Source organism: Sulfurimonas sp., assembly GCF_029027405.1.
Classification (GTDB): Bacteria; Campylobacterota; Campylobacteria; order Campylobacterales; family Sulfurimonadaceae; genus Sulfurimonas.
In genome coordinates this window covers 1,665,013-1,685,851 of sequence record NZ_CP093396.1, presented here as the reverse complement: position 1 = coordinate 1,685,851, position 20,839 = coordinate 1,665,013, and the positions used below count along the sequence as shown (strand labels likewise).

The window sequence follows — 20,839 nt, the reverse complement described above, 5'->3', positions numbered from 1 at the left end:
GGCATTATGTTAAAGCAGTATAAAGAAGCCATAGAGAAGAGCAATATAATTTCTAAAACTGATATGGAAGGAATAATTACTTTTGTTAATGATGAATTTTGTAAGATTTCTGGATACACACAAGAAGAGTTGATTGGTCAAAACCACAATATTGTAAGGCATCCAGATGTAGATGTATCAACATTTAAAATTCTATGGGACACAATAAAAGCTAAAAAAATACATAAAGATACTGTAAAAAATATAGCAAAAGATGGCTCAACTTTTTATGTAAATACTACTGTTATCCCTATCTTGGATGAAGATGACAATATAGCAGAGTTTATAGCTATCCGTTATGATGTTACGCAAGAAGTTTTTTACAAAGAAGAGTTGCAAAAAAAAGAAAAAGAACTTGAAGAGTTAAACAAAACACTTGAAAATCGTGTTCAAGAAAAAACGAGAGAACTAGAAGAGTTAAACAAAACACTTGAAAATCGCGTTAAAAAAGAAATCAGTAAAAATGAAGAGAAGCAAAAGGTGATGTTTTGGCAATCAAGGCTAGCATCTCTTGGTCAGATGCTCGCAAACATCGCACATCAATGGCGACAGCCCTTAACAGAGTTAAATCTAAGTAACTTTAATATGAAAAAATCAGCTCTAAATAATGATGAAGAAGAATTTTTGGAGTATTATAGAGAAAGTAAATCTATTATAAATAATATGTCAAAAACTATAGATGATTTTACAAACTTTTTTAGACCTCATAAAGAGAAGCATCCATTTAATGTAAGTGATAGTATAAATGAATCTTTGAGCCTTTTAAAAAAAATATTAAAAGCAGAGATGATAAGTGTAAACACTGACTTTATAGACTTAGAAGTTCTTGGCATCTCAAATGAATTAACTCAAGTTATTATAAACCTTATAAAAAATTCAACAGATGCTTTTATTAGTAAAGGTATTTTAATCCGAGAGATAAATATAAAAACAAAAAAAGATAATGATTTTGCTTATATTGAGATTCAGGATAATGCTGGTGGAATTGAGAAAGAAAATATAGAAAAAATTTTTGAACCATACTTTACTACAAAACATCAAAGTAGTGGAACAGGACTTGGTCTATTTATGTCAAAGATGATTTGTGAACAAGGTTTAGAGGGTTACATGGGTGTTAGTTCTAAAAAAGGTTTAACAACTTTTAGTATCAAAATTCCTTTGATAAAGTCTTAACCTATGAAAAATAAAAGTTTAAAAAAATTGCGTGTTTTATTTGTTGAAGATGAAGAAAATATTGCAAAACTTTTGAAAAATGCAATAGGAGATAGTTTTTATAGCTTTACATTGGCATCTAATGGTAAAGAGGGCATAGAAAAATTTCTGCAAATTTCACCGGATATAGTAATTACCGATATAAATATGCCCCATATGTCAGGCTTAGATATGGCGAGAGAATTAAAAAAGATAGATAAAAGTATCCCTATCATTATACTTAGTGCCTTTAGTGAGAAAGAGAAACTTTTTGAAGCTATTGATGTGGGAGTTATAAAGTATTTTTTAAAACCTTATGATCCTGATGAGATACTTGATTATATAAGTTTTATATCTAATGAATTTGAAGATAAACTTGTAGAGCTAAGTGACGATTTTAACTTTAACAAAACAAGTAAATCTCTTTATAAAAACTCCAAATTTATAGCACTTTCAAAAAATGAAGTTAAATTTTTTACACTTATTTTAAATACTGAAGACAATATACTAGATGATAAAGCAATAAAAAGAGAAATATGGAATGAAGAGGTTAGTGATGATAGACTTAGAACTTTTATTAAAAGATTACGGGTAAAAACATCAAAAAAACTTATAATAAATCTAAAAGGAGTAGGTTATAAGATAAGTTAAAGAGAGAAAAACTCAGTATAGCCTTGTTCGATTTTTACGATTTGTTATCTGTTTTATAAATTACTTGAATATGACAATGATTTTATATAATTTTTCATATATTCCCAATCTATATTATTATTAGTTACTGGCAGTAATATTTTCTCACCATCTAATCTTTTTAATCTCACTTGTCTTCCATAAGCAAATTTTATAATTAATTTTTTTAATAATGTTGCAATAAAAATACAAGTATAAATATTATCATTATTTTTATATTTGTCTGCAAATATTAATGTATGTATATTGTCATCACTGAAATATTCATAATTATGATAAAATACATTACAAAGCATATCAATAGTTATTTTATCTTTAAATATTTTTTTACTATCTTTAAATTCATCATAGCTAATAAAATTTGAAACACCATTTTGCATTGAAGTAGATGTTAATAGAGGAATTTCTCCCAAAACTCTTTCTTCTTTATTTAATCGTTCGCCTTTTTCAATATTGAATAAATCTGTTAATAAAAATGGTAAGTATTTTTTGTTTGTTGTATTAGTTTTACTGTTAGATAAACTTTTCTCGCTAATTGAATTAATCTTACTAAAAAGAAATAGTGAACTTAGATATTCTTTGATTGTATTTATAAATTCATCTTCATTATTATTATCATAATCAATATTCATGTAGCTTTCAGCACACCACTCTTGTTTATCCGAAACATTTTTTAAAACAGAAAAATTTGCTTCTTCATAATATCTATATTTAGATAGTAAATGATTATGTTTTTCCTTGTAGCATCCAATATCAATTCTACCCTGTTTTTTTCTTTTTATAAAACCATCATCATTAAATGCTCCAAACCAAGATGGTTTATTATTATTGTGTTTTTCATATGCCTTAAATACCATTATACAAGTTGGGACACTTGCCGATGGATAAAATAAATCTATAGGTGTTGTTATTACAGATTCTAAGGTATGCAATTCTAATAATTGTCTATGTTTTTTTAAAACAGCTGGAGTATCTAATGCACAACTCATTTGAACAATTGCTATACATCTCCCTCCTTTTGGTAAACTTTCCATAGCATTTAAAATAAAATCTAATTGACCATCTGCTCCAACAGAGTAGGGAGGGTTTAACATAACAACGGTAGGTTTTAATTTCTTAATTCTTTGTTTATGTTTATCATTGTAGCAATCTTCATTATAAATATGCGATTTCCCATCACCTCTCATCATCATATTAGAACAAGCAAATGTAAACATATCAGCTCTTTCTTCTGTCCCAATTAATTGATTTTCTCTAATATAAATTATTTTTTCAGCATCATTTCCTGCTAAACTAATCATTCTTTTCATTGAGGCAACTAAAAAACCACCTGTACCACAACAGCAATCATATACAACATCATCCACATTTAAATCAATCAAATCACAAAATAAATCGGTTATATGTGCTGGAGTAAGAACTAAACCAGTTTTACCATCAGAACCTGAGTATTTAATAAATTCTGTATAAAATTTTCCTAGTACATCAAACCCAGAATTATCGTAATTTACTAAAGGATAAATATCTTGTTTTATTTCATATACTAAATCACTAATCAATGTATTAGGAATATTCTTTTTTGTTTTTTTATCTTTTATTGTTTTAGCAGTAGTAATTTTATGATTTTTTATTGTTGAATATACTCTTAATATACTTTCTCTTCGTTCTTCTTCAATTTTATTCGATTTTAAAATAATTTCACAAGATGTTAATATAAAATTAACTAAATCTACGACATCACTACTTTGTTGATAGCTATCTCTAAATCGTTTGTTTTGTAGTGCTAGTAATATACCACTTATTAATGTTGCTCTTTCCGTAGTGGGAATTGAGTAGTTTTCTAATTTTCCATTATATTCAACAGCTTTTTCAATAATTTTTAAATTTTGTAAATTTATTGAAAAGTCGTGCATATCATATAGTTTAAAATAAGAATTAAATGATAATAAGTGTTTGTCTTGTAATTCTTCAATATTAGAATTATGCTTAAATAGAAAGTTGGATACCTTTAATTCATTTTGATTTAATCCTGAAACGGCTATTCCTAGTATATCAATATCTTTATTTTTTTTTCTTACGCATTTCATATAATGTAAAATACCATCAACTGAATACTCTACTGGCAAATTTCTATTATCACTTTCATGTTTATCTGTATCTGCTTTACATTCAATTATTATAATAAAATTAAGATATTTTTTAAATGAAATTATAAATTCTGGATATCCTTTATTACTTGTTCCTTTTTTTGATGCATTATCAAATAAGTTAGATCTATGTTTTGATTTTTGTTCTTCTATGAATATTTCATTTTCTATATTTAAAATATCATTCTTAAAATGTTCTCTTACTATATCTTCTGTAATTCTCTCATTCGCCATTTTAATATCCTATTCTTATTTTGTAAATTTTAACATAAAAATTAAATTTTATTTAAAAGCATGTCATTTTGTAATGTTTTTATATAGACTAATCATTACCAATTAAGAAATTTATATATTTGCATTTTATCTAAAATTTAATATTAATTGGATAAGAAGATATTTTCGCCATTATAATCTTGTTCTATCCTTTGATTTGTTGTACGCATCATTGTATGATACTATCTATTATACCTAATATATGATTTATAGTTTTTTGATTTGCTTTTTCAATAAATTTTATATTTTTTGAATTATAATCTATTGATTTCATTTGTTCTCCCATAATAAAACCTGTGATATTTTCACTTTTCACTTCAATATGAAAAGGAAAGTCTCTTTTTGTATTTGTGATTGGACAAGCAAATGCTAAACCTAAATGTTGGTTAAATATTTTATTACTTATAATTATTGCAGGTATTCTGCCTTTTTGTTCATGTCCACTTTGTGGGTCAAAATTTAAAGCTACAATATCTCCTTGTGCAGGAATATATTTTACCACTCTTCTAGTCCAATTTTATTATCAAATTCTTCATAAGTTTTGTAGTTACTTGGTAATTGTTTAACTAAATCATTAATATTATATTTTATTCTTTCTTCTCTTATTGGCTCTAATATAATTTTTTTATTTTCAATTAAAATTTTCATTTTATCACCAATAGTTAAATGTAACTCTTTCATTATATCTTTTGGAAATCTTAAACCCTCCTTTTATATTTTAGATATTGTTCGCGATGCTTAGAACTTTAAGTAGTTCAAGACTACGGGTAAAAACATCAAAAAAACTTATAATTAATCTAAAAGGTATAGGATATAAAATATTTTAAAGAAAATTATTCTATACTTGCATAAATTAAATTATAGGATGTGATATGAGAATTATTTTATTAGGTGCTCCAGGTGCTGGTAAAGGTACACAGGCACAATTTTTAACCAAGAAGTATGGAATACCTCAAATTTCTACTGGTGATATGTTAAGAGCAGCTATCAAAGCTGGCACAGATATGGGTAAAATGGCTAAAAAAGCTATGGATGCTGGACAACTTGTAACTGATGAGATTATTATTGGGCTTGTTAAAGACCGTATTGTAGAAGATGATTGTAAAAATGGATTTCTTTTAGACGGTTTTCCTCGTACACTTCCTCAAGCAGATGCTGTTACTGCCGCTGGTATTGAGATAGATGCTGTTATTGAGATTGATGTTCCTGATGAAGAAATTGTAAAGCGTATGTCAGGTCGTCGTGCTCACTTAGCATCTGGTAGAACTTATCATGTTACATTCAACCCACCAAAAGTAGATGGAAAAGATGATGTTACTGGTGAAGATTTAGTTCAAAGAGATGATGATAAAGCAGAAGTAGTTGCTGATCGTATTAAAGTTTATCATGAGCTTACTCAGCCACTTATAAACTACTACAAAACTCAAGCAGAAGCTAAAGCTTCTTTAACTTATATAACAGTAGATGGAACAGCAGATATTTCTGATGTTGAAACTGCTATTACTTCTCAACTAGGTTAGAGTTTTAAACTAAAACAGAATTAACGAAAGTTAACTCTGTTTAGTTTTGGTTTATAAACTGGGTCAGCACCCGCAACTGTCCATAGCTTTTTAGCTAAAGCACTTACAGATGGAGCAAATTTTTCTTCAATCGATTCTATAAAATCAACCTCACTAAAAGTTTCTTTTAAAAGATTTTTTTCATACTCAAAACCACTGTCTGTCGGCTCTAATTTTATAGCTTTATTTGTTGTTAAATTTGCTAATAGCCAGAGCGCTAAAAATTCTTCTGAGAATTTATTTAAGATGGCATCTGAGAACTCTTCGAAATTTTTATATCCGCTTAGTTCATATAACTCTATGATTAAATCTAAAGTTTTATGAAGATGTACAAGTGGTACCATAGAAAAAAGCATTCTACTAATACTTAAACCATCTGTATGAACAGCACCAACAAATACTCTTGCCCCGCCATCTGTATTACCAAAGTTATTTGTTTTTAGTCCAACTAAACCTATATCCGTATGACGATGTCTCCCACATCCTTTTATACAGCCAGAAAAACCAACACTTATACTATGCTCTGAAATTTTTTCTAGTGGTAAGTATTTAGTTTCATTTTTTATGCTCCAAAAAGAGTATGGGCATAAACTACCAGCACATGTTATGATAGTAGCACTTTGTGCAGGTGAAGGAAAAGGTGTAGTTTTATCAGGGAGTCCAAGAAGATATATGTTTTGATCAATTCCAAGTCTAATGTCTAAGTTTTTTTCTAATGAAAGTTTTGAAATTTGTTTCATCTCTTTAGCATCTAGGCGTGCAAAATCTGTTTGATAACAATATGCGTAAGTTCCATCTCGAAGTTGTTCATGTTGAGAAAATACAACTTTTTCAAGTTGAATTTTACCAGCACTCTCAAAAGTTTTGCCATACTCTTTTTCTATATGTTGTTTTAAAGTCTTTAAACCAATATTTTCAATCATATAAAATAAACGAGTTTTTGAACGAGAAAAACGAGAGCCATGAAGATAAAAAGCTTCAACAAAAGCCTTGAAAAAGTCAAAAACTTCTTCTTTAAGTAAAAATATATCTGCATCTTTAGCTATCTCTGTATTTTTACCACCCATGTAAACATTAAAACCATATACTCCATCTTTTAGTGCTAGTGCGAAGTAAAGGTCATTGGCAAAAAATGAAGTAACACTTGCACGATTACCAGAAACTCCAATGGAAACTCGACGAGGTAACATACCAACATAACGAGGATTTTTTACTATATAATCTTGCATCTGCATAATAATAGGGTAAGTTTCTATTTCGCAATATTTTCCTCGCCCATCATAAACATTTGTGACAATATTTCGGATATTATCACCAAAGCTTTGCCATGTAGTAAGACCATTTGTATTGAGTTTTTTCCAGATTTCTAAAACATTATCACATTCAAGTTCGTGAAGTTGTAAACCTCCTCTTGCTGTGATAATGATAGTTAAATCATACTCATCAACAACATCAGCAATATATGAAAATTCTTGCGCACTAAGACGACCAGCAGGGACACGGATACGCATAGTAAATTCATCTTCTAAAAAATCTGTTGTAAATATTCCAAAATCTTGAAGAAAAAATCTATCTCCCTCACCAAGATTTTCAAAGTCAAGGCTTTCAAATTCACTAAAGTAATCATAAGGTCTAAGTCTTGCTTTATATCTTTCTCTTTTGTTTAACTTAGAATTTAAATCTTCATTTTGCATTTAAATAGGCTCCAATTTTTATTGAGCCTATTTTAGCAAATTATTATATAAAATTTGATAAAAATTTGATGAAGTATTTCAATAAATTATATATAGGTTTAATAATTATTGATGTATAATTTTCTCTAATACAAAATCCAACAAAGAATAAGAGGAATCAATGACACAACACCATTATAATGTAATTGTTGTAGGAGGCGGTGTTTCAGGCGCTGCTCTATTTTATGAATTAGGTAGATATACAGATGCTAGTAAAATCTGTTTACTTGAAAAATACGGCTCGCTTGCTTCGTTAAACTCAAATGGTTCTGCAAATTCACAGACCATTCATTGTGGAGATATAGAAACAAATTATACACTTGAAAAAGCTGCTGCTGTTAAGAAAACTGCTAAAATGGTTGAGAAATATTGTCTTCAGTATAAGCTTGAAGACAAGGTAATGTTTGCTCACCAAAAACTAGCTATTGGTGTAGGATTTGAAGAAGTTGCGTATATAAAAAACCGTTTTAAAGAGTTTAAAAGTCTTTATCCATATTTGGAGCTTTATAACAAAGAACAACTAGCAGAAATGGAGCCTGCAATCATTTATGATAAAAATGGACAAGAGCGTCCTGAAGATATTGTAGGAATGGGCGCAAAAGGTGAATATACTACTTGTGATTTTAAAGGTTTGAGTGATTCTTTTATAGATGAAACAATAAAAATTAAAGACAAAGTTACAGATATTTTCTTTAATAATGAAGTGGAAAATATTCAAAAAATCGGAAGCACTTACCATATTCAAACTACAATGAGTCATTTTACTGCTGACTTTGTTGTTGTAAATGCAGGTGCTCACAGTCTTTTCTTAGCACATAAGATGGGACATGGTCATGATTTTGGTTGTCTTCCAATGGCAGGTAGTTTTTATCTTGCTGACCGCAAAATATTAAACGGAAAAGTTTATATGGTTCAAAACCCTAAGCTTCCGTTTGCTGCACTTCATGGTGACCCTGATATCTTAGTAAATGGCTTTACTAGATTTGGACCGACTGCGCTAATGCTTCCAAAACTAGAGCGTTTTAGATCAGGTACTTATCTTGATTTTATCAAAACATTAAGATTTGACCATAATATCATTAAAATCTTTTATGATTTACTTAAAGATAGTGATATTCGCAACTATGTACTTAAAAACTTTATGTTTGAAGTTCCTTTTATTAATAAAAAACTATTTGTTCAAGACGCTAGAAAAATTGTTCCTTCACTTACTGAAGATGATATTTCTTATGCTAAAGGTTTTGGTGGGGTTAGACCTCAGATTCTTGACAAAAAGAAGCAAAAAATTATGCTTGGTGAAGCATCTATAAATACAGGAGAAGGAATTATATTTAATATGACTCCATCTCCAGGTGCTACATCTTGTTTAGGAAATGCAGTTCGTGATGTTGAAGTGATTTGTGAGCATTTAAATTTAAAATTCAATAAAAAACAATTTGAAGATGAATTAGTAGATAAAGAACCTACCAAAGGAGATAAAAATGTCAAACGAAAATAAAAAGAAAAAACTATTATATATAACAGATCAGCATGAGTATACTGACCATGGATCAATTAGTGCGCTATTTAACGGTTACTTAAAAGAGTATCTTGATGTTCATGTTGTTTATTTAACTAAGTATAAAAATAGTTTTCAAAAAAAAGGAACTGATTATATTGTTCCTCAACAATATACAAAGAATATTTGTGATTATTTAGAGTCTAAAGATATAGAGTTAAACTCTTTTAGTTATGTTTTTGTAAGAAATATGCTTGATGTTTTAAGTGATACTCTTAAAAATCGTTCTAAGTTTGGTTTTAAACTCGGATATAGAGCATCTTTTCCTAAAACAGAAGAAGCCCTCGCTGCAAATAAAGAGAAGAATAAGGCAAGTCTTTTAAAAACTGTTGGTGGTTATTTTGAAAAATTTAACAAACAACGCCTTTTGTCAGAGTGTGACCTTTTTATGCCAACATCTAAAGATATGGAAGAAGTATTTTATGCTGATAGTGGCGTAAGAAGTTACCCTCTTCCAGCAGGACTTTGTCCAAATAGAATTACTTCTCACCGTATTTCTGATGGAGCTGATCGTAACTTTATCTATGTTGGTACACTTGATGGTTTAAGAAATTTTGCACAAGTCTTAGTTGCATTTTCAAGAGTCAAATCTCAAGAATGGCATTTGAATATCTCAACTTTTAATCCAAAGTATGCTCAAACAGTTTTAAATAACTACCCAAGTTTAGTTGGAAAGGTTACTGTTAGAGAAGCAGGTAATTTAGATGAACTTTTAGTTCAAGTTGATGATTGTGACATTGGTATTGCTTTACTTCCAGATATTTCGGTTTATAATACCGTTATACCTGCAAAAGTTATGGATTATTATACTTGCGCTATTCCTACTATATTAACAGATAACCCTAAAAACCGTACAATATTATCTGATGAAGATGCTCTGTTTTGTTCTTTTGAAGTAGATTCAATCACCGCTACAATAGAGAAAAGTATTGCTATGAGTGAAGGAGAAATTGCTGATATGGGACACTCTGGTCAAGCTAAACTTCTTAAGCATAAGCGTAACTATGAGATAATGGCAAAAGAACTTTTTGAAGAGTTAGAGTCACTTTAGCATTATCTCCAAATCACTTTTATCTTATCTGATAGAAGTGATTTATCAAATTCCATAGATGCTTCGCTAAGATTCCCTATATTTATATCAGTCTCTAAAAATCTTTGAATATAATATTTTCCCAGATACTTTCTTTGTACTAAATCATCTATAATTTTATTTATGTCATTTTCATTTAACAAGTCATTATGCAGAGTTGTTCTAGTTTCAAAACTTATTGAAGCATCTATAATTAAGTCTAGTGTTTTTGAAAATTCATCATATTTATTTGAATGAGTGATTTTGGTAAATTTATTTTTTGGTGCTTTATAGTCAAGTGCTATATAATCTAAAAGCTCTAGTTCTATAAGTTTTTTTATTTCTAAAAAATTAGTTCCATTAGTATCTAGTTTAATTTTAAATCCGAGTTTTTTTATCTCTTTACAAAATTCTACTAACGAGTGTGAAGTTGCTTCCCCACCAGATAAAACAACAGCATCTAATAGATTTATTCTAGTACTAAGAAACTCTAACACATCGTTGTAAGAATAATCTCCATTTTTACTAAAAACTATTTCTTTGTTGTAGCAATAATCACATCTCATATTACAAGAACTAAACCAAACTATACAAGATAGATGGTTTTCATAGTCTAGATGCGTGAACTTTGTTAAGTCGTATATGACTTTAGCACTCAGTAAATTGTTTTCTTTGCCTATGTTCACCTGTTTTTCCTATGTTAAAACTCTCTACAGGTCTATGATAACCCATTACTCTTGTATAAACTATGCACTTTTGTCTTTTCTCTTTTAAATTTACTAATATTTCATTTTTACTCATGATACTTTTTCTTCCTCTTTGTTAAATTTATTTATGATTTCATCATCACATTTTGGACAATATTCATGTTCTCCTGAAATATAACCATGTTTTGGACATACAGAAAACAGAGGTGTTATCGTTATATATGGAAGCCTAAAGTTAGATATAACATTTTTAACTAACTTTCTACATGCCTCAGTTGAGCTTACCTTTTCTTGCATGTATAGATGCAAGACTGTTCCTCCTGTATATTTTGTTTGTAAATTATCCTGAAGGTCTAGTGCTTCAAATGGATCAGAAGTTAAATCAACAGGAATTTGCGATGAGTTTGTATAGTAAATATTGTCATCCATTCCTGCTTGAAGGATGCTGTCACCATATCTTTTCTTATCTTCTTTTGCAAACCTATAAGTTGTTCCTTCGGCTGGTGTTGCTTCAAGGTTGTAAAGATTTCCAGATGCTTCTTGAAACTCAACCATTCTCTCTCTCATATGGTTTAAAACATCTGTTGCAAACTCTATACCTTTTTGTGAAGAAATATCGTAAGCATCTGAGGTAAAGTTTCTTATCATTTCATTCATTCCATTTACTCCAATAGTTGAGAAATGGTTGTTAAATCCAGGTAAATATCTTTGAGTATAAGGAAATAAACCTCTATCATACATCTCTTGAATAAAAACTCGTTTTTTTTCTAAAGTATTTTTAGCATGATTCATAAGTTGGTCTATTCTAATCATAAGAGATTCTTTATCACCTTTATATAAAAAACCAAGTCTTGCCATATTTAGAGTAACTACGCCTATACTTCCCGTCATCTCAGCACTTCCAAAAAGCCCACCACCACGCTTTAGTAACTCTCTTAAGTCAAGTTGTAAACGACAACACATACTTCTAACATGCCCGGGTTTATATGCTTCTTCATTCTCTACTAATTTTCCATTTTCATCTTTTTTGTATTGAGACCCGATGAAGTTTTGAAAGTAAGAAGAACCAATTTTTGCTGTATTCTCAAAAAGTAAGTCTGTGTTTTCTCCATACCAGTCAAAATCCTCTGTTATATTTACCGTAGGAATAGGAAAAGTAAAAGGCTGACCTGTTTTGTCCCCCTCTGTCATAACTTCATAGTAAGCTTTGTTTATTAGGTTCATCTCTTTTTGAAAGTATTTGTATGTCATATCTCCTAAAGAGTCACAACCTCTTTGTTTTGCTTCATTCTCAAGCTCACTATCAAGTAGATTTTTAAATAGATGCAGAGTCTTTGATGTCGGGATTTGGTCTTTTAAATCATCAGGAACACTCCAGTCGATAGTTATGTTTGTGAAAGGAGATTGCCCCCATCTAGCAGGAACATTTAAGTTATACACAAAACTACGAATAGCTTTTTTAACTTCTAAAAATGGAAGTTTATCTTTAAAAACATAAGGAGCTAAATAAGTGTCAAATGATGAAAATGCTTGAGCACCTGCCCATTCGCTTTGTAGTATGCCCAAAAAGTTTGCCATCTGTCCTAATGCCTCACGAAAATGTCTAGGTGAGTCACTTTCAACTCTACCTCTAACCCCGTTAAAGCCTTCATCTAAAAGAACTCTTAAACTCCATCCAGCACAATATCCTGTTAAACAATCTAAATCATGAATATGGTAGTCACCATCTCTATGAGCATGTCCTTCTTCTTTTGAGTAAATTTTATCTAACCAATAGTTTGCTATAACTTTTCCTGCTGTGTTATTTACAAGTCCAGCATTTGAGTAACCTGTGTTTGAGTTTGCTTTGATTCTCCAGTCAGTTCCATTTATATACTCTTCAATGGTTTGAGTTGAGTTTATGTAGGTTGTATCTTCATCAAGAAGGTTATCTCTTTGCATTTTATGCATATGTCTGTAAAGTATAAAAGAACGCATAACATCAAAGTAACGACCTTTATATAGTTCTTTTTCAATAGCATCTTGAATGTCTTCAACCGCTACAATACGCTTGGATTTTAATCTTTCTAATACATTAAAAAATATAGCACTATCATAGGTTGTTCGTTCACTCTTAAAAGCTTTTTTAATCGCATCTTCAATTTTAAAAGACAAAAATTCTTTATGTGTTCCATCTCTTTTTAATATATTTTCAACCATTGATATTCCTCATGAAATTATTATAAGAAGTTTATAAAAAGATGAGTTAAAGAGTGATAATAAATTTTGTCACTTATGTGTCATTAGTAGATAAAAGTGTATAATATATGCATGAATAAAAAAATAGATAAAACTTTAAAAATTTGGCATGAACATTTTAGTGATGAAGAAAAGCAATACTCTGAGTTTGAAAGTTCAGATATTGAGTATTTTGTAGGTTGTCTACTTTATAATCATTTTTCTTTTATAGCATCTCTTGATACTATGAAAACTATTGACTTATCGTATGATTTTATATCTGAATGTGATGATGAATATGATGGTGTACTTTTGCAAATAAATAGTATTGAGCTGAAAAATGAGAGAGAGAAATTAGACTTTTTACTTGCATACTTAGATGAAGCTATGGGCAAATATAGTGATGATGAACTTTACTTGCTTAAACGCTTAAAATACCATGTTAAAGGTGTAGAGGAAAGGCATGAAGCTAAAGTAGAGTCAAGAAAAGTAGTTTTTGAGGCTCCTAAATTGCGTTCCCCAAATCCTCTTTTGAGATAATATGCATAAATATCTTATAACTTCTAGAGAGTTTTATACAGATACTCCAGCAATATTTCGTAATATTTTACATGAACAATTTAAAGAACATCTACCTACATATGCTTTATATCGTGATAAGTCAAATCCAAATTATGATAAGCAAGCATCTCATTTTATAGAAGTTTGTTCGCAGTTTGAAAACATAAAAAGTTTTATACATCAAAATGTTGAGTTAGCTAAAGAGTTAAATGCTACAGGCGTTCATCTTACTTCTTCGCAGTTTGATAAAATAAAATATGCGAAAGAGTTAGGTTTAGAAGTCATTATTAGTACGCATACTCATGCGGAAGTTTTCAAGGCAAAACAATTAGGAGCAGATGCTGTTACATATAGTCCGATATTTACTTCTCCAAATAAAGGAAAGCCAAAGGGTGTAGAAGATTTAAAAAAATTAGTAAATGAATGCGATATAAATATCTTCGCTCTTGGTGGAATAGTTGAACAAAAACAAATAGAAAAAATCAAAAATACAAAAGTTTATGGTTTTGCATCTATTAGGTATTTTTATTAAGTTTAAAAGTTATATAATAGTATTAACTCAAATACAAAAGGATATCTAAATGGCAAAAGATAAAGAAAAAAAAGTTTCTACAAAAAAAGTAGAAAAAAAGTTACTAAAAAAGAAAGAGGCTAAGAAAGCTAAAAAGAAAAAAGCAGCTAAAAAAGCAGAGAAAAAGAAAATTGAAAAAAAGTTAGCTAAAAAGCAAAAAGCAAAGAAAGTTTCTAAAAAGAAAAAAGCGACAAGAAAAGTAGCTAAAAAATCTTCAAAGTAGTTTACCTGTAAGGTAACCGCTAGAAAATGACCATTGGAGGTTATAGCCTCCGCATGGTCCATCTAAATTCATAACCTCTCCACAAAAATATAGTCCATTTATAAGTTTACTTTGCATTGTTTTAGGATTTATCTCTTTTAGATTTATACCACCTCTTGTAATCATCGCCATCTTAAAACCATCATGCCCTGTAATTGTCAACGGCATCCAAGCCAAATAATTTATAAGTTTTGCTTTTGATTTTCCAACAACTACTTTTAGAGTAGAATTTGCATCTATATCACATAATAAACATAACTCTTGTGCAAGAGCGTGTGGAAGTAGGGTAGAGATAAGTTGGACAACTGTTGCATCTACTCGTTTTAAGACCTCTTCTTTTAAATGTTGATTTATCTGTTCTTCATTCTTACCTTTTGTTAGATTTAACAGTATAGGAACTTCTTTATACTTGCTAAGAAGAGGTGTAATCTCTCTTGCAAAGTCTAAAACAACAGGACCTCGTATGCCAGTTTTTGTAAAAATCAAATCACCTTTTGCTCGTAGTTTTTTATGTTTTTTCATATCGACTCGAAGTTCAACTTTTGCAATGGTATCTGCACGACAGTTTTTAACCCAATCTTCTTTAGTTTTTAAAGGCATCATAGCTGGATGAAGTTCAGTCGTAGTATGATTAAGTGTAGATGCTAAAGAATAGCCATCTCCCTCTGCCCCTAAAGTTGGATATCCTAAACCACCAGTAGATATGATGACATTTGGTGCTAAAAAAGTATGAGTTGAAGTCTTTACACCTTGGATATTCTTTTTATTATGAAGAATTTTTTCAACTCTTTGTGAAGTTAAAACTTCAATATTTAGTTTTTGCATCTCTTCTTTTAAAGCTGAAATAATTGTAACAGAACTATGCGAAGTTGGAAAAACTCTAAATCCATCAGGAGCATGAGTATCAACACCAATCTCTTTAAAAAATTCTATCAAATCATTGTGGTTAAAATCTTTTAAGGCATCTTGCATAAAGCGTCCATCTCTACCAAAACGACTCATAAAATCTTCATTTGCTAGAGTATTTGTAAGGTTGCATCTACCTCCGCCAGTAGCTTTTAATTTTGCACCAATTTGAGGTAACTTTTCTAGTAATAGAACACTTTTTTTATCTCTAGCCGCTCTTATAGATGCTATCATTCCTGCCGCTCCAGCACCGATAACTATAAGGTCATACTCATTTTTTTTCATAGGTGTATTATATCTCGATTTTAGTATAATTAAAGTATGAAAAATATGATAATGATTTTACTTGCTATGCTTATGTTTAGTGGATGTGTAACTAGTTCTTTGAAATTAAATAAAAATGAAGAACTTGTTTTGAAGTATAATTCTGAAAAAATTACTTTAACAAACAAGATTAAAGAGAGTAGATTTTTAAACTTTAAAGACCTTTTTGTAACTATATACAAACTTCAAAATGAACAAGGTAGAATTCTTTTTTATGAAAAAGCACAAACTGAGCAAAATTTTGAGTTTAAGTATGGTGGTTTATATACTGTCATGTATGTTTTTGATGATAGAGTTAAATATGAAGAAGTGTATAGAATAAATAACCTGAGACTTGTACAGTTAAGGCTTCAAGACAAAAGGTATCTAAATGTTATGATTCAAGCGAGTGATACACAAAACTATACATTTACTTATGGTTTTTCAAATGAAGAATTTATGGATATAGCAAACAAAATCAAAGTTAAAGAAGAAGATAAGATTTTAAAACTAGAAGATGAAGGTATGGTTTTTACTAAAGAATCAAAATCACCTAGTAATTGGAATGATACTCTAGTTTTTTTCACTCCTTTGATTACTCCTCTTCGTGGTGTTATTGGGCGTTGAAAACATCTTCTGGCACAAGAGCGAAATGTTACAAGTGTTATAGACCACAAAGCTCTTGTATGTGTAGGTATATAAAAAGTTTCAAGACAAAAACAAAGTTTGTTATTCTTATGCATCCCAAAGAGTTCAAAAAAGTTAAAAATGGTACAGGACATTTTACACATCTATCTTTAAAAAATTCAGAATTATTTATTGGAGTTGATTTTACTAATCATAGACGCGTAAATGAAATTATTAAGGATTATGATAGTTATATCCTTTATCCTTCAAAAGAAACCATAAACATATCACATGAAAGTATTAAAGCTAAAAATAATATAGCAATTTTTATTATTGATTCCACTTGGTCTTGTTCTGTAAAAATGTTTCGAGATTCTAAAAATTTAAAACTATTAAAACATATAAGTTTTGATAGTACAAAACTATCGCAGTTTAAAATAAAGGAACAGCCTGCAGACTACTGCCTTTCAACTATTGAGTCTACTTTGAGTGTTTTAGAACTGCTAACAAAATGGAATATAGAAAGTACAAAACAAGAGGATTTATGTGCTTTTTTAAACCCCTTTCATAAAATGGTCGAGTATCAGCAAAAAATGGCGAATGATTTTGTAAAAAAGTCACTAAGATATAGGGTAAATAAATCAATATCTAAAATATAACAAAACAAAAAAAATTAATTTATAGATTTTTAATAAAAAAAAGTGTAATATATAAGATAACATAAAAGGAAGAAATGAATGAAAAAAATTATTTTAGCACTGGCTGTAAGTTCTGTATTCGCTTTTGCAAGTGAAACTACTGTTAACGCAACGATGAGTTTAATGACACAAGGTATGAATCAAGTGCAAAATGGATTTTTATACAGTGATAAGAAAGCAATTGCTGAGGGAATTAAAACAATAGAAAGTGCAAATTCTATTTTTACAAAAGTTGATGTATCTACTTTTATTAAAAATAATTCTAAAATACAAGTTACTAATAATATAAATAAGCATTTAACCGCTGATTTAAAAGCATTTAAAAAAGCTTTAAAATCTGAAAACTATACAGATGCTACAAAACAGTATGGAAAAGTTTTAACAAACTGTATCGCTTGTCATAAGATTATAAGAGGCTGGTAAGCTTCTTACTTATGACATAAATTAACTCTAAAGTGCCAACTTTAGAGTGCTCGTACTTACTGTTTAAAGCTGGAAATATTATTTATCAAACATAACTGTGCCAAGTCTAACTAAGTTAGACCCACATTCTATCGCTAACTCAAAGTCTCCACTCATACCCATAGAACAGACTGTTGCTCCATTTAATGACTTGTAAATCTCGTAAGTTGTATCAAAACTTTTTTTAATAACTTCTTTATCATCACTATGAGCACCTATACTCATTACACCTTTTAAGTTTATGTTTGGACAACTTTCAAAAATTTTCTCATAAATATTTTTTGCATCTTCTGGCATAACCCCGTATTTAGACTCTTCTTTTGCAGAATTAATTTGAAGTAGGGCATCTAGAGTTTTGTCTTTTGCAAGAAGTTTTTTTTGAAGTTCATTTGCAAGTTCTAAAGAGTCAAGAGCATGAAAAAGAGTAGGTTCCATATCTATTAAATTATTAATTTTATTTTTTTGCAGATTGCCAACAAAATGCCATTCTAATGGTAACTCATCTAAATCTTTAATCTTTAATTTTAAATCTTGAACTTTATTTTCTCCAAAAGCTCTTTGCCCGATTTGATATAGTTTTTGGATATCTTTGGATTTAGAGTATTTGCTAATAGCTACTATTTTAACGATATGATAATCACTAACTTTAAGTCTAGCCGCCTCAACGCGTCTTATAACTTTATCTATATATATTTTGTATTCTTCATTATTCATTCTAAGGTCTTTATATGGATTTTAATTTATGGGCATGATTTTATCAGAATAATAATAAAATTAAATAATAAATCTATTTACACCATTTACATATTCATACTTAAGAGTGAGTTCATTGGCATCTAAGATATGTTTTACTATATATAGACCTAGTCCAAAGCTTTGGTTTGAACTGGTGTTATCTGCTTTGAAAAATGCTTTAAAATACTCATCTAAAGGATAAGTTAGTTGCTCTCCTATATTTTCAAAAACTATGGAAGAGTTTTCTGTTTTTATAGTTACTTGCTTGTTGCTAGAATATTTTATACCATTATCCATCAGATTTTTAACCGCGATGCTAAAGAGTTTAAAATCAACCTTTAGAGTTGTCTCTTGAAATTCTTGATTTATATTTTCTTCATCGTTCATAAGTAAGTCACTCGCATTGTCAATAATGTCAGATAAAAGATATTCTTTTTTTTCTATTTTTTCTTTTGTAGATATAAGTTCTTCTATTGAAGCAAACTCATTTATCAAGGATTCTAGTCTATAAAAAACTTTTTGCATACTATTTTGATTTTCATCTGTGCTTGGAAGCTGTGTTAAAAACTGTCCTTTAGCAATGGGTGTTTTAAGTTCATGCATAATATTACGGATAAATACATTTCTAGATTCTTTAAGAGCTTTTAATTTTTTTGCTGATTTATAAAATTCATTTGCTAGTTGTGAAATCTCATCTTTTTTTGTAGTTGAACATCGTATGTCAAAATCTTCATCACCTATGTTTTTTACATTTTCTTTTAATCTTTTTAATGGTTTTAGTTTTCGTATAGTGGTATAATATAAAAGGCTAAAAGCAAAAAGTATAGATATAAATAAAAAAATTATAATTGTTTTGAAGTTATCAGGTTTATAATTATCTAAAAGTAAAATATCAGTTCTATGATTTTTCATATAAAGGTAGTTCTTAGAATTAAGTTCAAAACTGCTTAATTGATTATTTTTTCTCTTTTTCTTCCATTTTATCTGCTTGTTATTATTTTCTAAGATTTTATATTTATTTTTTACAATTTTAAAATCTCTAAGTTTAAGATATTTTTTTAAATCTTTTGTAATAATTCCTTCTCTTCGCATCTCATTTTTTATGTTATGTGCGATATCAAAAGCTCTTTTTTTATTAAAATGTTCTTCTCTTTTTTGACTTCCTTTATATAAAATACCAAAGCTGATAACAATAAAGATAAAAAGGGCGATAAAAGTAATGGTAATTGAGAAAAATATTGAACTTTTATTCATTCTACTAACTTGTAACCCATTCCTCTGACCGTGAGAAGATAGTGAGGTTTTTTTGGATTTTCTTCTATTTTGGATCTAATTCTATTTATGAGAACTGCTATACTTCCTCCCGTTCCATCAGAGTCAGCTTCCATGCTCTCTAAAATATCATATCTTGAGATTATAGAGGCTTTATTTTCACAAAGAAGAGAAAAAATTTGATATTCGGCAAAGGTTAACTCTAAAGGAATTGTATTTTTAGTAATCTCCTTTTTCTCTTTGTTTAAATGAAAAATTTCTGTATTTAGTTTATTTGTAGATTCTAAACTTTTGTTGAAGCGTCTAAGTATAGTTTTTATGCGTACTTCTAACTCTCTAGGGTCGTATGGTTTTGGTAGGTAGTCATCAGCACCAAGTTCTAAAGCAATAACCTTATCGGTAATATCACTTCTTGCACTTGATATGATGATAGGAATATCATGTTTTTCAACCAACTCTTTACAGACCTCTAAACCATCCATGCCAGGTAGTGTTAAGTCCAAAATAACTAAGTCGTATGTTTTTAAGGAAATAGCACTAAGAGCTAAAAAAGGATCTTCATAGTTTGTGATAGAAATATTAAATTGACTAAGATATTGAATTAGTATTTGAGCAAATTCTGTGTCATCTTCAATCATTAAAATATTTATCACTACTTTCCTTTTAATTATTTTATCTATAATTAGTTGTTAGATTTTTGCATTATATAATTTTTTTTCATAATGTCTCGCATATCTAACATCGTTTTAAAATCTTTTTTCTGAGAACTATTTAGAACATTGTACACTTTTTCTATAAGTTCTGCTTTACGCTCAACCTTATTGTCTCGTTTTTGATTTGCAAGTTTTACAAACTGCTCTTTATTAAAACCAGTATTACTAAATGCTGTTTTAGGGTTTGGCATACTTTTCATGTTATCTTTTATGATACTTCTTATTTGTGTTCTTTGTTTATCACTCAAATCAAGTTTCATAAACATCTTGACTAAACCATGTCCTCTCTTATGATTCATACCTTGCTTCATCATCTTATGTTGTTTACAAGTAAAACCATTTCCTTGTTTCATATTTGATTGTGCAGATATTGCTAAAAGAGATGACACTAAAAGTACTGAAGTACCTAAACTTATAATTATTGTTTTGTTCATAATGAACTCCTTTTGTTTGATAATAAAAGTATAAGATACTAGATTTAACGAAGTATTAATTTAAGTTTAATGGAATATTAACGAAAGGAAGTTAGTTGAAAAATGATAAAGC

23 protein-coding genes are annotated in these 20,839 nt (G+C 29.2%); 11 read left to right on the top strand and 12 right to left on the bottom strand.

From position 1 onward, the window contains the following. Positions 1-6: 6 nt before the first annotated feature. Together MOV42_RS08010 and MOV42_RS08005 are read left to right on the top strand one after the other, a co-directional pair. Positions 7-1,212: a PAS domain-containing sensor histidine kinase gene (locus tag MOV42_RS08010; protein ID WP_324170669.1), complete on the top strand. Its 1,206-nt coding sequence runs from the start codon at positions 7-9 to the stop codon at positions 1,210-1,212. Between the two features lie 3 nt (positions 1,213-1,215). Beyond that, the gene (locus MOV42_RS08005; RefSeq protein ID WP_324170668.1) at positions 1,216-1,881 is read left to right on the top strand and encodes a response regulator transcription factor; all 666 of its coding nucleotides are present in this window, start codon (positions 1,216-1,218) and stop codon (positions 1,879-1,881) included. 53 nt (positions 1,882-1,934) lie between these two features. Here MOV42_RS08005 and MOV42_RS08000 read toward each other — a convergent pair whose 3' ends face one another. The 3 genes from MOV42_RS08000 to MOV42_RS07990 all read right to left on the bottom strand — a co-directional run bounded on the left by MOV42_RS08000 (position 1,935) and on the right by MOV42_RS07990 (position 5,021). Continuing rightward, positions 1,935-4,301, bottom strand: coding sequence for an N-6 DNA methylase (locus tag MOV42_RS08000; protein ID WP_324170667.1), 2,367 nt, complete (start codon positions 4,299-4,301; stop codon positions 1,935-1,937). A gap of 208 nt (positions 4,302-4,509) precedes the next feature. Beyond that, on the bottom strand, positions 4,510-4,842 hold the full coding sequence (locus MOV42_RS07995; protein ID WP_324170666.1) for a type II toxin-antitoxin system PemK/MazF family toxin: 333 nt from the start codon (positions 4,840-4,842) through the stop codon (positions 4,510-4,512). Further along, the gene (locus tag MOV42_RS07990; protein WP_324170665.1) at positions 4,836-5,021 is read right to left on the bottom strand and encodes a transcriptional regulator/antitoxin MazE; all 186 of its coding nucleotides are present in this window, start codon (positions 5,019-5,021) and stop codon (positions 4,836-4,838) included. The genes MOV42_RS07995 and MOV42_RS07990 overlap by 7 nt, the downstream gene beginning before the upstream one ends. Before the next feature lie 191 nt (positions 5,022-5,212). On the opposite strand from MOV42_RS07990, the gene adk reads away from it, so the two are divergent. Then, the gene (gene adk, locus MOV42_RS07985; protein ID WP_324170664.1) at positions 5,213-5,860 is read left to right on the top strand and encodes an adenylate kinase; all 648 of its coding nucleotides are present in this window, start codon (positions 5,213-5,215) and stop codon (positions 5,858-5,860) included. Positions 5,861-5,880: 20 nt separating this feature from the next. Here adk and MOV42_RS07980 read toward each other — a convergent pair whose 3' ends face one another. Beyond that, on the bottom strand, positions 5,881-7,593 hold the full coding sequence (locus tag MOV42_RS07980; RefSeq protein WP_324170663.1) for a nitrite/sulfite reductase: 1,713 nt from the start codon (positions 7,591-7,593) through the stop codon (positions 5,881-5,883). Positions 7,594-7,753: 160 nt separating this feature from the next. Here MOV42_RS07980 and MOV42_RS07975 point away from each other — a divergent pair, with 160 nt between their 5' ends. Both MOV42_RS07975 and MOV42_RS07970 read left to right on the top strand, forming a co-directional pair. Beyond that, a complete protein-coding gene (locus MOV42_RS07975) occupies positions 7,754-9,130 on the top strand; it encodes an FAD-dependent oxidoreductase (RefSeq protein ID WP_324170662.1) in 1,377 nt (458 codons plus the stop codon). Further along, positions 9,114-10,241 carry a glycosyltransferase gene (locus MOV42_RS07970; protein ID WP_324170661.1) on the top strand — a complete coding sequence of 376 codons (1,128 nt, stop codon included), beginning with the start codon at positions 9,114-9,116 and terminating at the stop codon, positions 10,239-10,241. The genes MOV42_RS07975 and MOV42_RS07970 overlap by 17 nt, the downstream gene beginning before the upstream one ends. 2 nt (positions 10,242-10,243) lie before the next feature. Here MOV42_RS07970 and MOV42_RS07965 read toward each other — a convergent pair whose 3' ends face one another. From MOV42_RS07965 to MOV42_RS07955, 3 genes are read right to left on the bottom strand one after another with little or no spacing between them, the layout of a single operon-like run. After that, positions 10,244-10,945: an anaerobic ribonucleoside-triphosphate reductase activating protein gene (locus tag MOV42_RS07965; protein WP_324170660.1), complete on the bottom strand. Its 702-nt coding sequence runs from the start codon at positions 10,943-10,945 to the stop codon at positions 10,244-10,246. Then, a complete protein-coding gene (gene nrdD / locus MOV42_RS07960) occupies positions 10,908-11,060 on the bottom strand; it encodes an anaerobic ribonucleoside-triphosphate reductase (protein ID WP_324170659.1) in 153 nt (50 codons plus the stop codon). Before nrdD ends, MOV42_RS07965 begins: the two co-directional genes overlap by 38 nt. Then, positions 11,057-13,165 carry a ribonucleoside triphosphate reductase gene (locus MOV42_RS07955; RefSeq protein WP_324170658.1) on the bottom strand — a complete coding sequence of 703 codons (2,109 nt, stop codon included), beginning with the start codon at positions 13,163-13,165 and terminating at the stop codon, positions 11,057-11,059. Before MOV42_RS07955 ends, nrdD begins: the two co-directional genes overlap by 4 nt. 111 nt (positions 13,166-13,276) lie before the next feature. Between MOV42_RS07955 and MOV42_RS07950 the strand changes: the two genes are divergently transcribed. Genes MOV42_RS07950 through MOV42_RS07940 form a run of 3 tightly spaced genes read left to right on the top strand, consistent with a single transcriptional unit; the run spans position 13,277 to position 14,538 of the window. Next, positions 13,277-13,723, top strand: a complete 447-nt coding sequence (locus MOV42_RS07950; RefSeq protein ID WP_324170657.1) for a hypothetical protein — start codon at positions 13,277-13,279, stop codon at positions 13,721-13,723. A 1-nt stretch (position 13,724) separates the two neighbouring features. Next, on the top strand, positions 13,725-14,276 hold the full coding sequence (locus MOV42_RS07945) for a thiamine phosphate synthase (RefSeq protein ID WP_324170656.1): 552 nt from the start codon (positions 13,725-13,727) through the stop codon (positions 14,274-14,276). A 49-nt stretch (positions 14,277-14,325) separates the two neighbouring features. Continuing rightward, positions 14,326-14,538: a hypothetical protein gene (locus MOV42_RS07940; protein WP_324170655.1), complete on the top strand. Its 213-nt coding sequence runs from the start codon at positions 14,326-14,328 to the stop codon at positions 14,536-14,538. Here the strand turns inward: MOV42_RS07940 and MOV42_RS07935 are convergent. Continuing rightward, entirely contained in the window at positions 14,530-15,768 is a 1,239-nt protein-coding gene (locus MOV42_RS07935) for an NAD(P)/FAD-dependent oxidoreductase (RefSeq protein WP_324170654.1), read from the bottom strand. The genes MOV42_RS07940 and MOV42_RS07935 overlap by 9 nt on opposite strands. A 36-nt stretch (positions 15,769-15,804) precedes the next feature. Between MOV42_RS07935 and MOV42_RS07930 the strand changes: the two genes are divergently transcribed. From MOV42_RS07930 to MOV42_RS07920, 3 genes are all read left to right on the top strand, one after another. Further along, on the top strand, positions 15,805-16,413 hold the full coding sequence (locus tag MOV42_RS07930; RefSeq protein WP_324170653.1) for a hypothetical protein: 609 nt from the start codon (positions 15,805-15,807) through the stop codon (positions 16,411-16,413). Next, positions 16,410-17,072: a tRNA-uridine aminocarboxypropyltransferase gene (locus tag MOV42_RS07925; protein WP_324170652.1), complete on the top strand. Its 663-nt coding sequence runs from the start codon at positions 16,410-16,412 to the stop codon at positions 17,070-17,072. Before MOV42_RS07930 ends, MOV42_RS07925 begins: the two co-directional genes overlap by 4 nt. A gap of 78 nt (positions 17,073-17,150) precedes the next feature. Beyond that, positions 17,151-17,534, top strand: a complete 384-nt coding sequence (locus MOV42_RS07920; protein ID WP_324170651.1) for a cytochrome C — start codon at positions 17,151-17,153, stop codon at positions 17,532-17,534. A gap of 78 nt (positions 17,535-17,612) precedes the next feature. Here the strand turns inward: MOV42_RS07920 and MOV42_RS07915 are convergent, their stop codons facing one another. The 4 genes from MOV42_RS07915 to MOV42_RS07900 are packed head-to-tail and all read right to left on the bottom strand — an operon-like array spanning position 17,613 to position 20,727. Then, the gene (locus tag MOV42_RS07915) at positions 17,613-18,287 is read right to left on the bottom strand and encodes a YggS family pyridoxal phosphate-dependent enzyme (protein ID WP_324170650.1); all 675 of its coding nucleotides are present in this window, start codon (positions 18,285-18,287) and stop codon (positions 17,613-17,615) included. Between the two features lie 60 nt (positions 18,288-18,347). Continuing rightward, positions 18,348-19,562: an ArsS family sensor histidine kinase gene (locus MOV42_RS07910; RefSeq protein ID WP_324170649.1), complete on the bottom strand. Its 1,215-nt coding sequence runs from the start codon at positions 19,560-19,562 to the stop codon at positions 18,348-18,350. Continuing rightward, complete coding sequence (locus MOV42_RS07905) at positions 19,559-20,233, bottom strand: response regulator transcription factor (protein WP_324170648.1); 675 nt, start codon at positions 20,231-20,233, stop codon at positions 19,559-19,561. Before MOV42_RS07905 ends, MOV42_RS07910 begins: the two co-directional genes overlap by 4 nt. A 29-nt stretch (positions 20,234-20,262) precedes the next feature. Then, positions 20,263-20,727 (bottom strand): Spy/CpxP family protein refolding chaperone, encoded by a 465-nt coding sequence (locus tag MOV42_RS07900; RefSeq protein WP_324170647.1) that lies wholly within the window; start codon positions 20,725-20,727, stop codon positions 20,263-20,265. Positions 20,728-20,839: the final 112 nt, after the last annotated feature.

Excerpts from the sequence above, each read along its gene's own strand:
- MOV42_RS08000 (WP_324170667.1), bottom strand. The coding sequence starts at position 4,301 with ATGGCGAATGAGAGAATTACAGAAGATATAGTAAGAGAACATTTTAAG.
- MOV42_RS07930 (WP_324170653.1), top strand. The coding sequence starts at position 15,805 with ATGAAAAATATGATAATGATTTTACTTGCTATGCTTATGTTTAGTGGA.
- MOV42_RS07945 (WP_324170656.1), top strand. The coding sequence starts at position 13,725 with ATGCATAAATATCTTATAACTTCTAGAGAGTTTTATACAGATACTCCA.
- MOV42_RS08010 (WP_324170669.1), top strand. The coding sequence starts at position 7 with ATGTTAAAGCAGTATAAAGAAGCCATAGAGAAGAGCAATATAATTTCT.
- MOV42_RS07940 (WP_324170655.1), top strand. The coding sequence starts at position 14,326 with ATGGCAAAAGATAAAGAAAAAAAAGTTTCTACAAAAAAAGTAGAAAAA.
- MOV42_RS07955 (WP_324170658.1), bottom strand. The coding sequence starts at position 13,165 with ATGGTTGAAAATATATTAAAAAGAGATGGAACACATAAAGAATTTTTG.
- MOV42_RS07900 (WP_324170647.1), bottom strand. The coding sequence starts at position 20,727 with ATGAACAAAACAATAATTATAAGTTTAGGTACTTCAGTACTTTTAGTG.
- MOV42_RS07980 (WP_324170663.1), bottom strand. The coding sequence starts at position 7,593 with ATGCAAAATGAAGATTTAAATTCTAAGTTAAACAAAAGAGAAAGATAT.
- MOV42_RS07920 (WP_324170651.1), top strand. The coding sequence starts at position 17,151 with ATGAAAAAAATTATTTTAGCACTGGCTGTAAGTTCTGTATTCGCTTTT.
- MOV42_RS07910 (WP_324170649.1), bottom strand. The coding sequence starts at position 19,562 with ATGAATAAAAGTTCAATATTTTTCTCAATTACCATTACTTTTATCGCC.
- MOV42_RS07935 (WP_324170654.1), bottom strand. The coding sequence starts at position 15,768 with ATGAAAAAAAATGAGTATGACCTTATAGTTATCGGTGCTGGAGCGGCA.
- MOV42_RS07970 (WP_324170661.1), top strand. The coding sequence starts at position 9,114 with ATGTCAAACGAAAATAAAAAGAAAAAACTATTATATATAACAGATCAG.
- MOV42_RS08005 (WP_324170668.1), top strand. The coding sequence starts at position 1,216 with ATGAAAAATAAAAGTTTAAAAAAATTGCGTGTTTTATTTGTTGAAGAT.
- MOV42_RS07975 (WP_324170662.1), top strand. The coding sequence starts at position 7,754 with ATGACACAACACCATTATAATGTAATTGTTGTAGGAGGCGGTGTTTCA.
- MOV42_RS07990 (WP_324170665.1), bottom strand. The coding sequence starts at position 5,021 with ATGAAAGAGTTACATTTAACTATTGGTGATAAAATGAAAATTTTAATT.
- adk (WP_324170664.1), top strand. The coding sequence starts at position 5,213 with ATGAGAATTATTTTATTAGGTGCTCCAGGTGCTGGTAAAGGTACACAG.
- MOV42_RS07915 (WP_324170650.1), bottom strand. The coding sequence starts at position 18,287 with ATGAATAATGAAGAATACAAAATATATATAGATAAAGTTATAAGACGC.
- nrdD (WP_324170659.1), bottom strand. The coding sequence starts at position 11,060 with ATGAGTAAAAATGAAATATTAGTAAATTTAAAAGAGAAAAGACAAAAG.
- MOV42_RS07950 (WP_324170657.1), top strand. The coding sequence starts at position 13,277 with ATGAATAAAAAAATAGATAAAACTTTAAAAATTTGGCATGAACATTTT.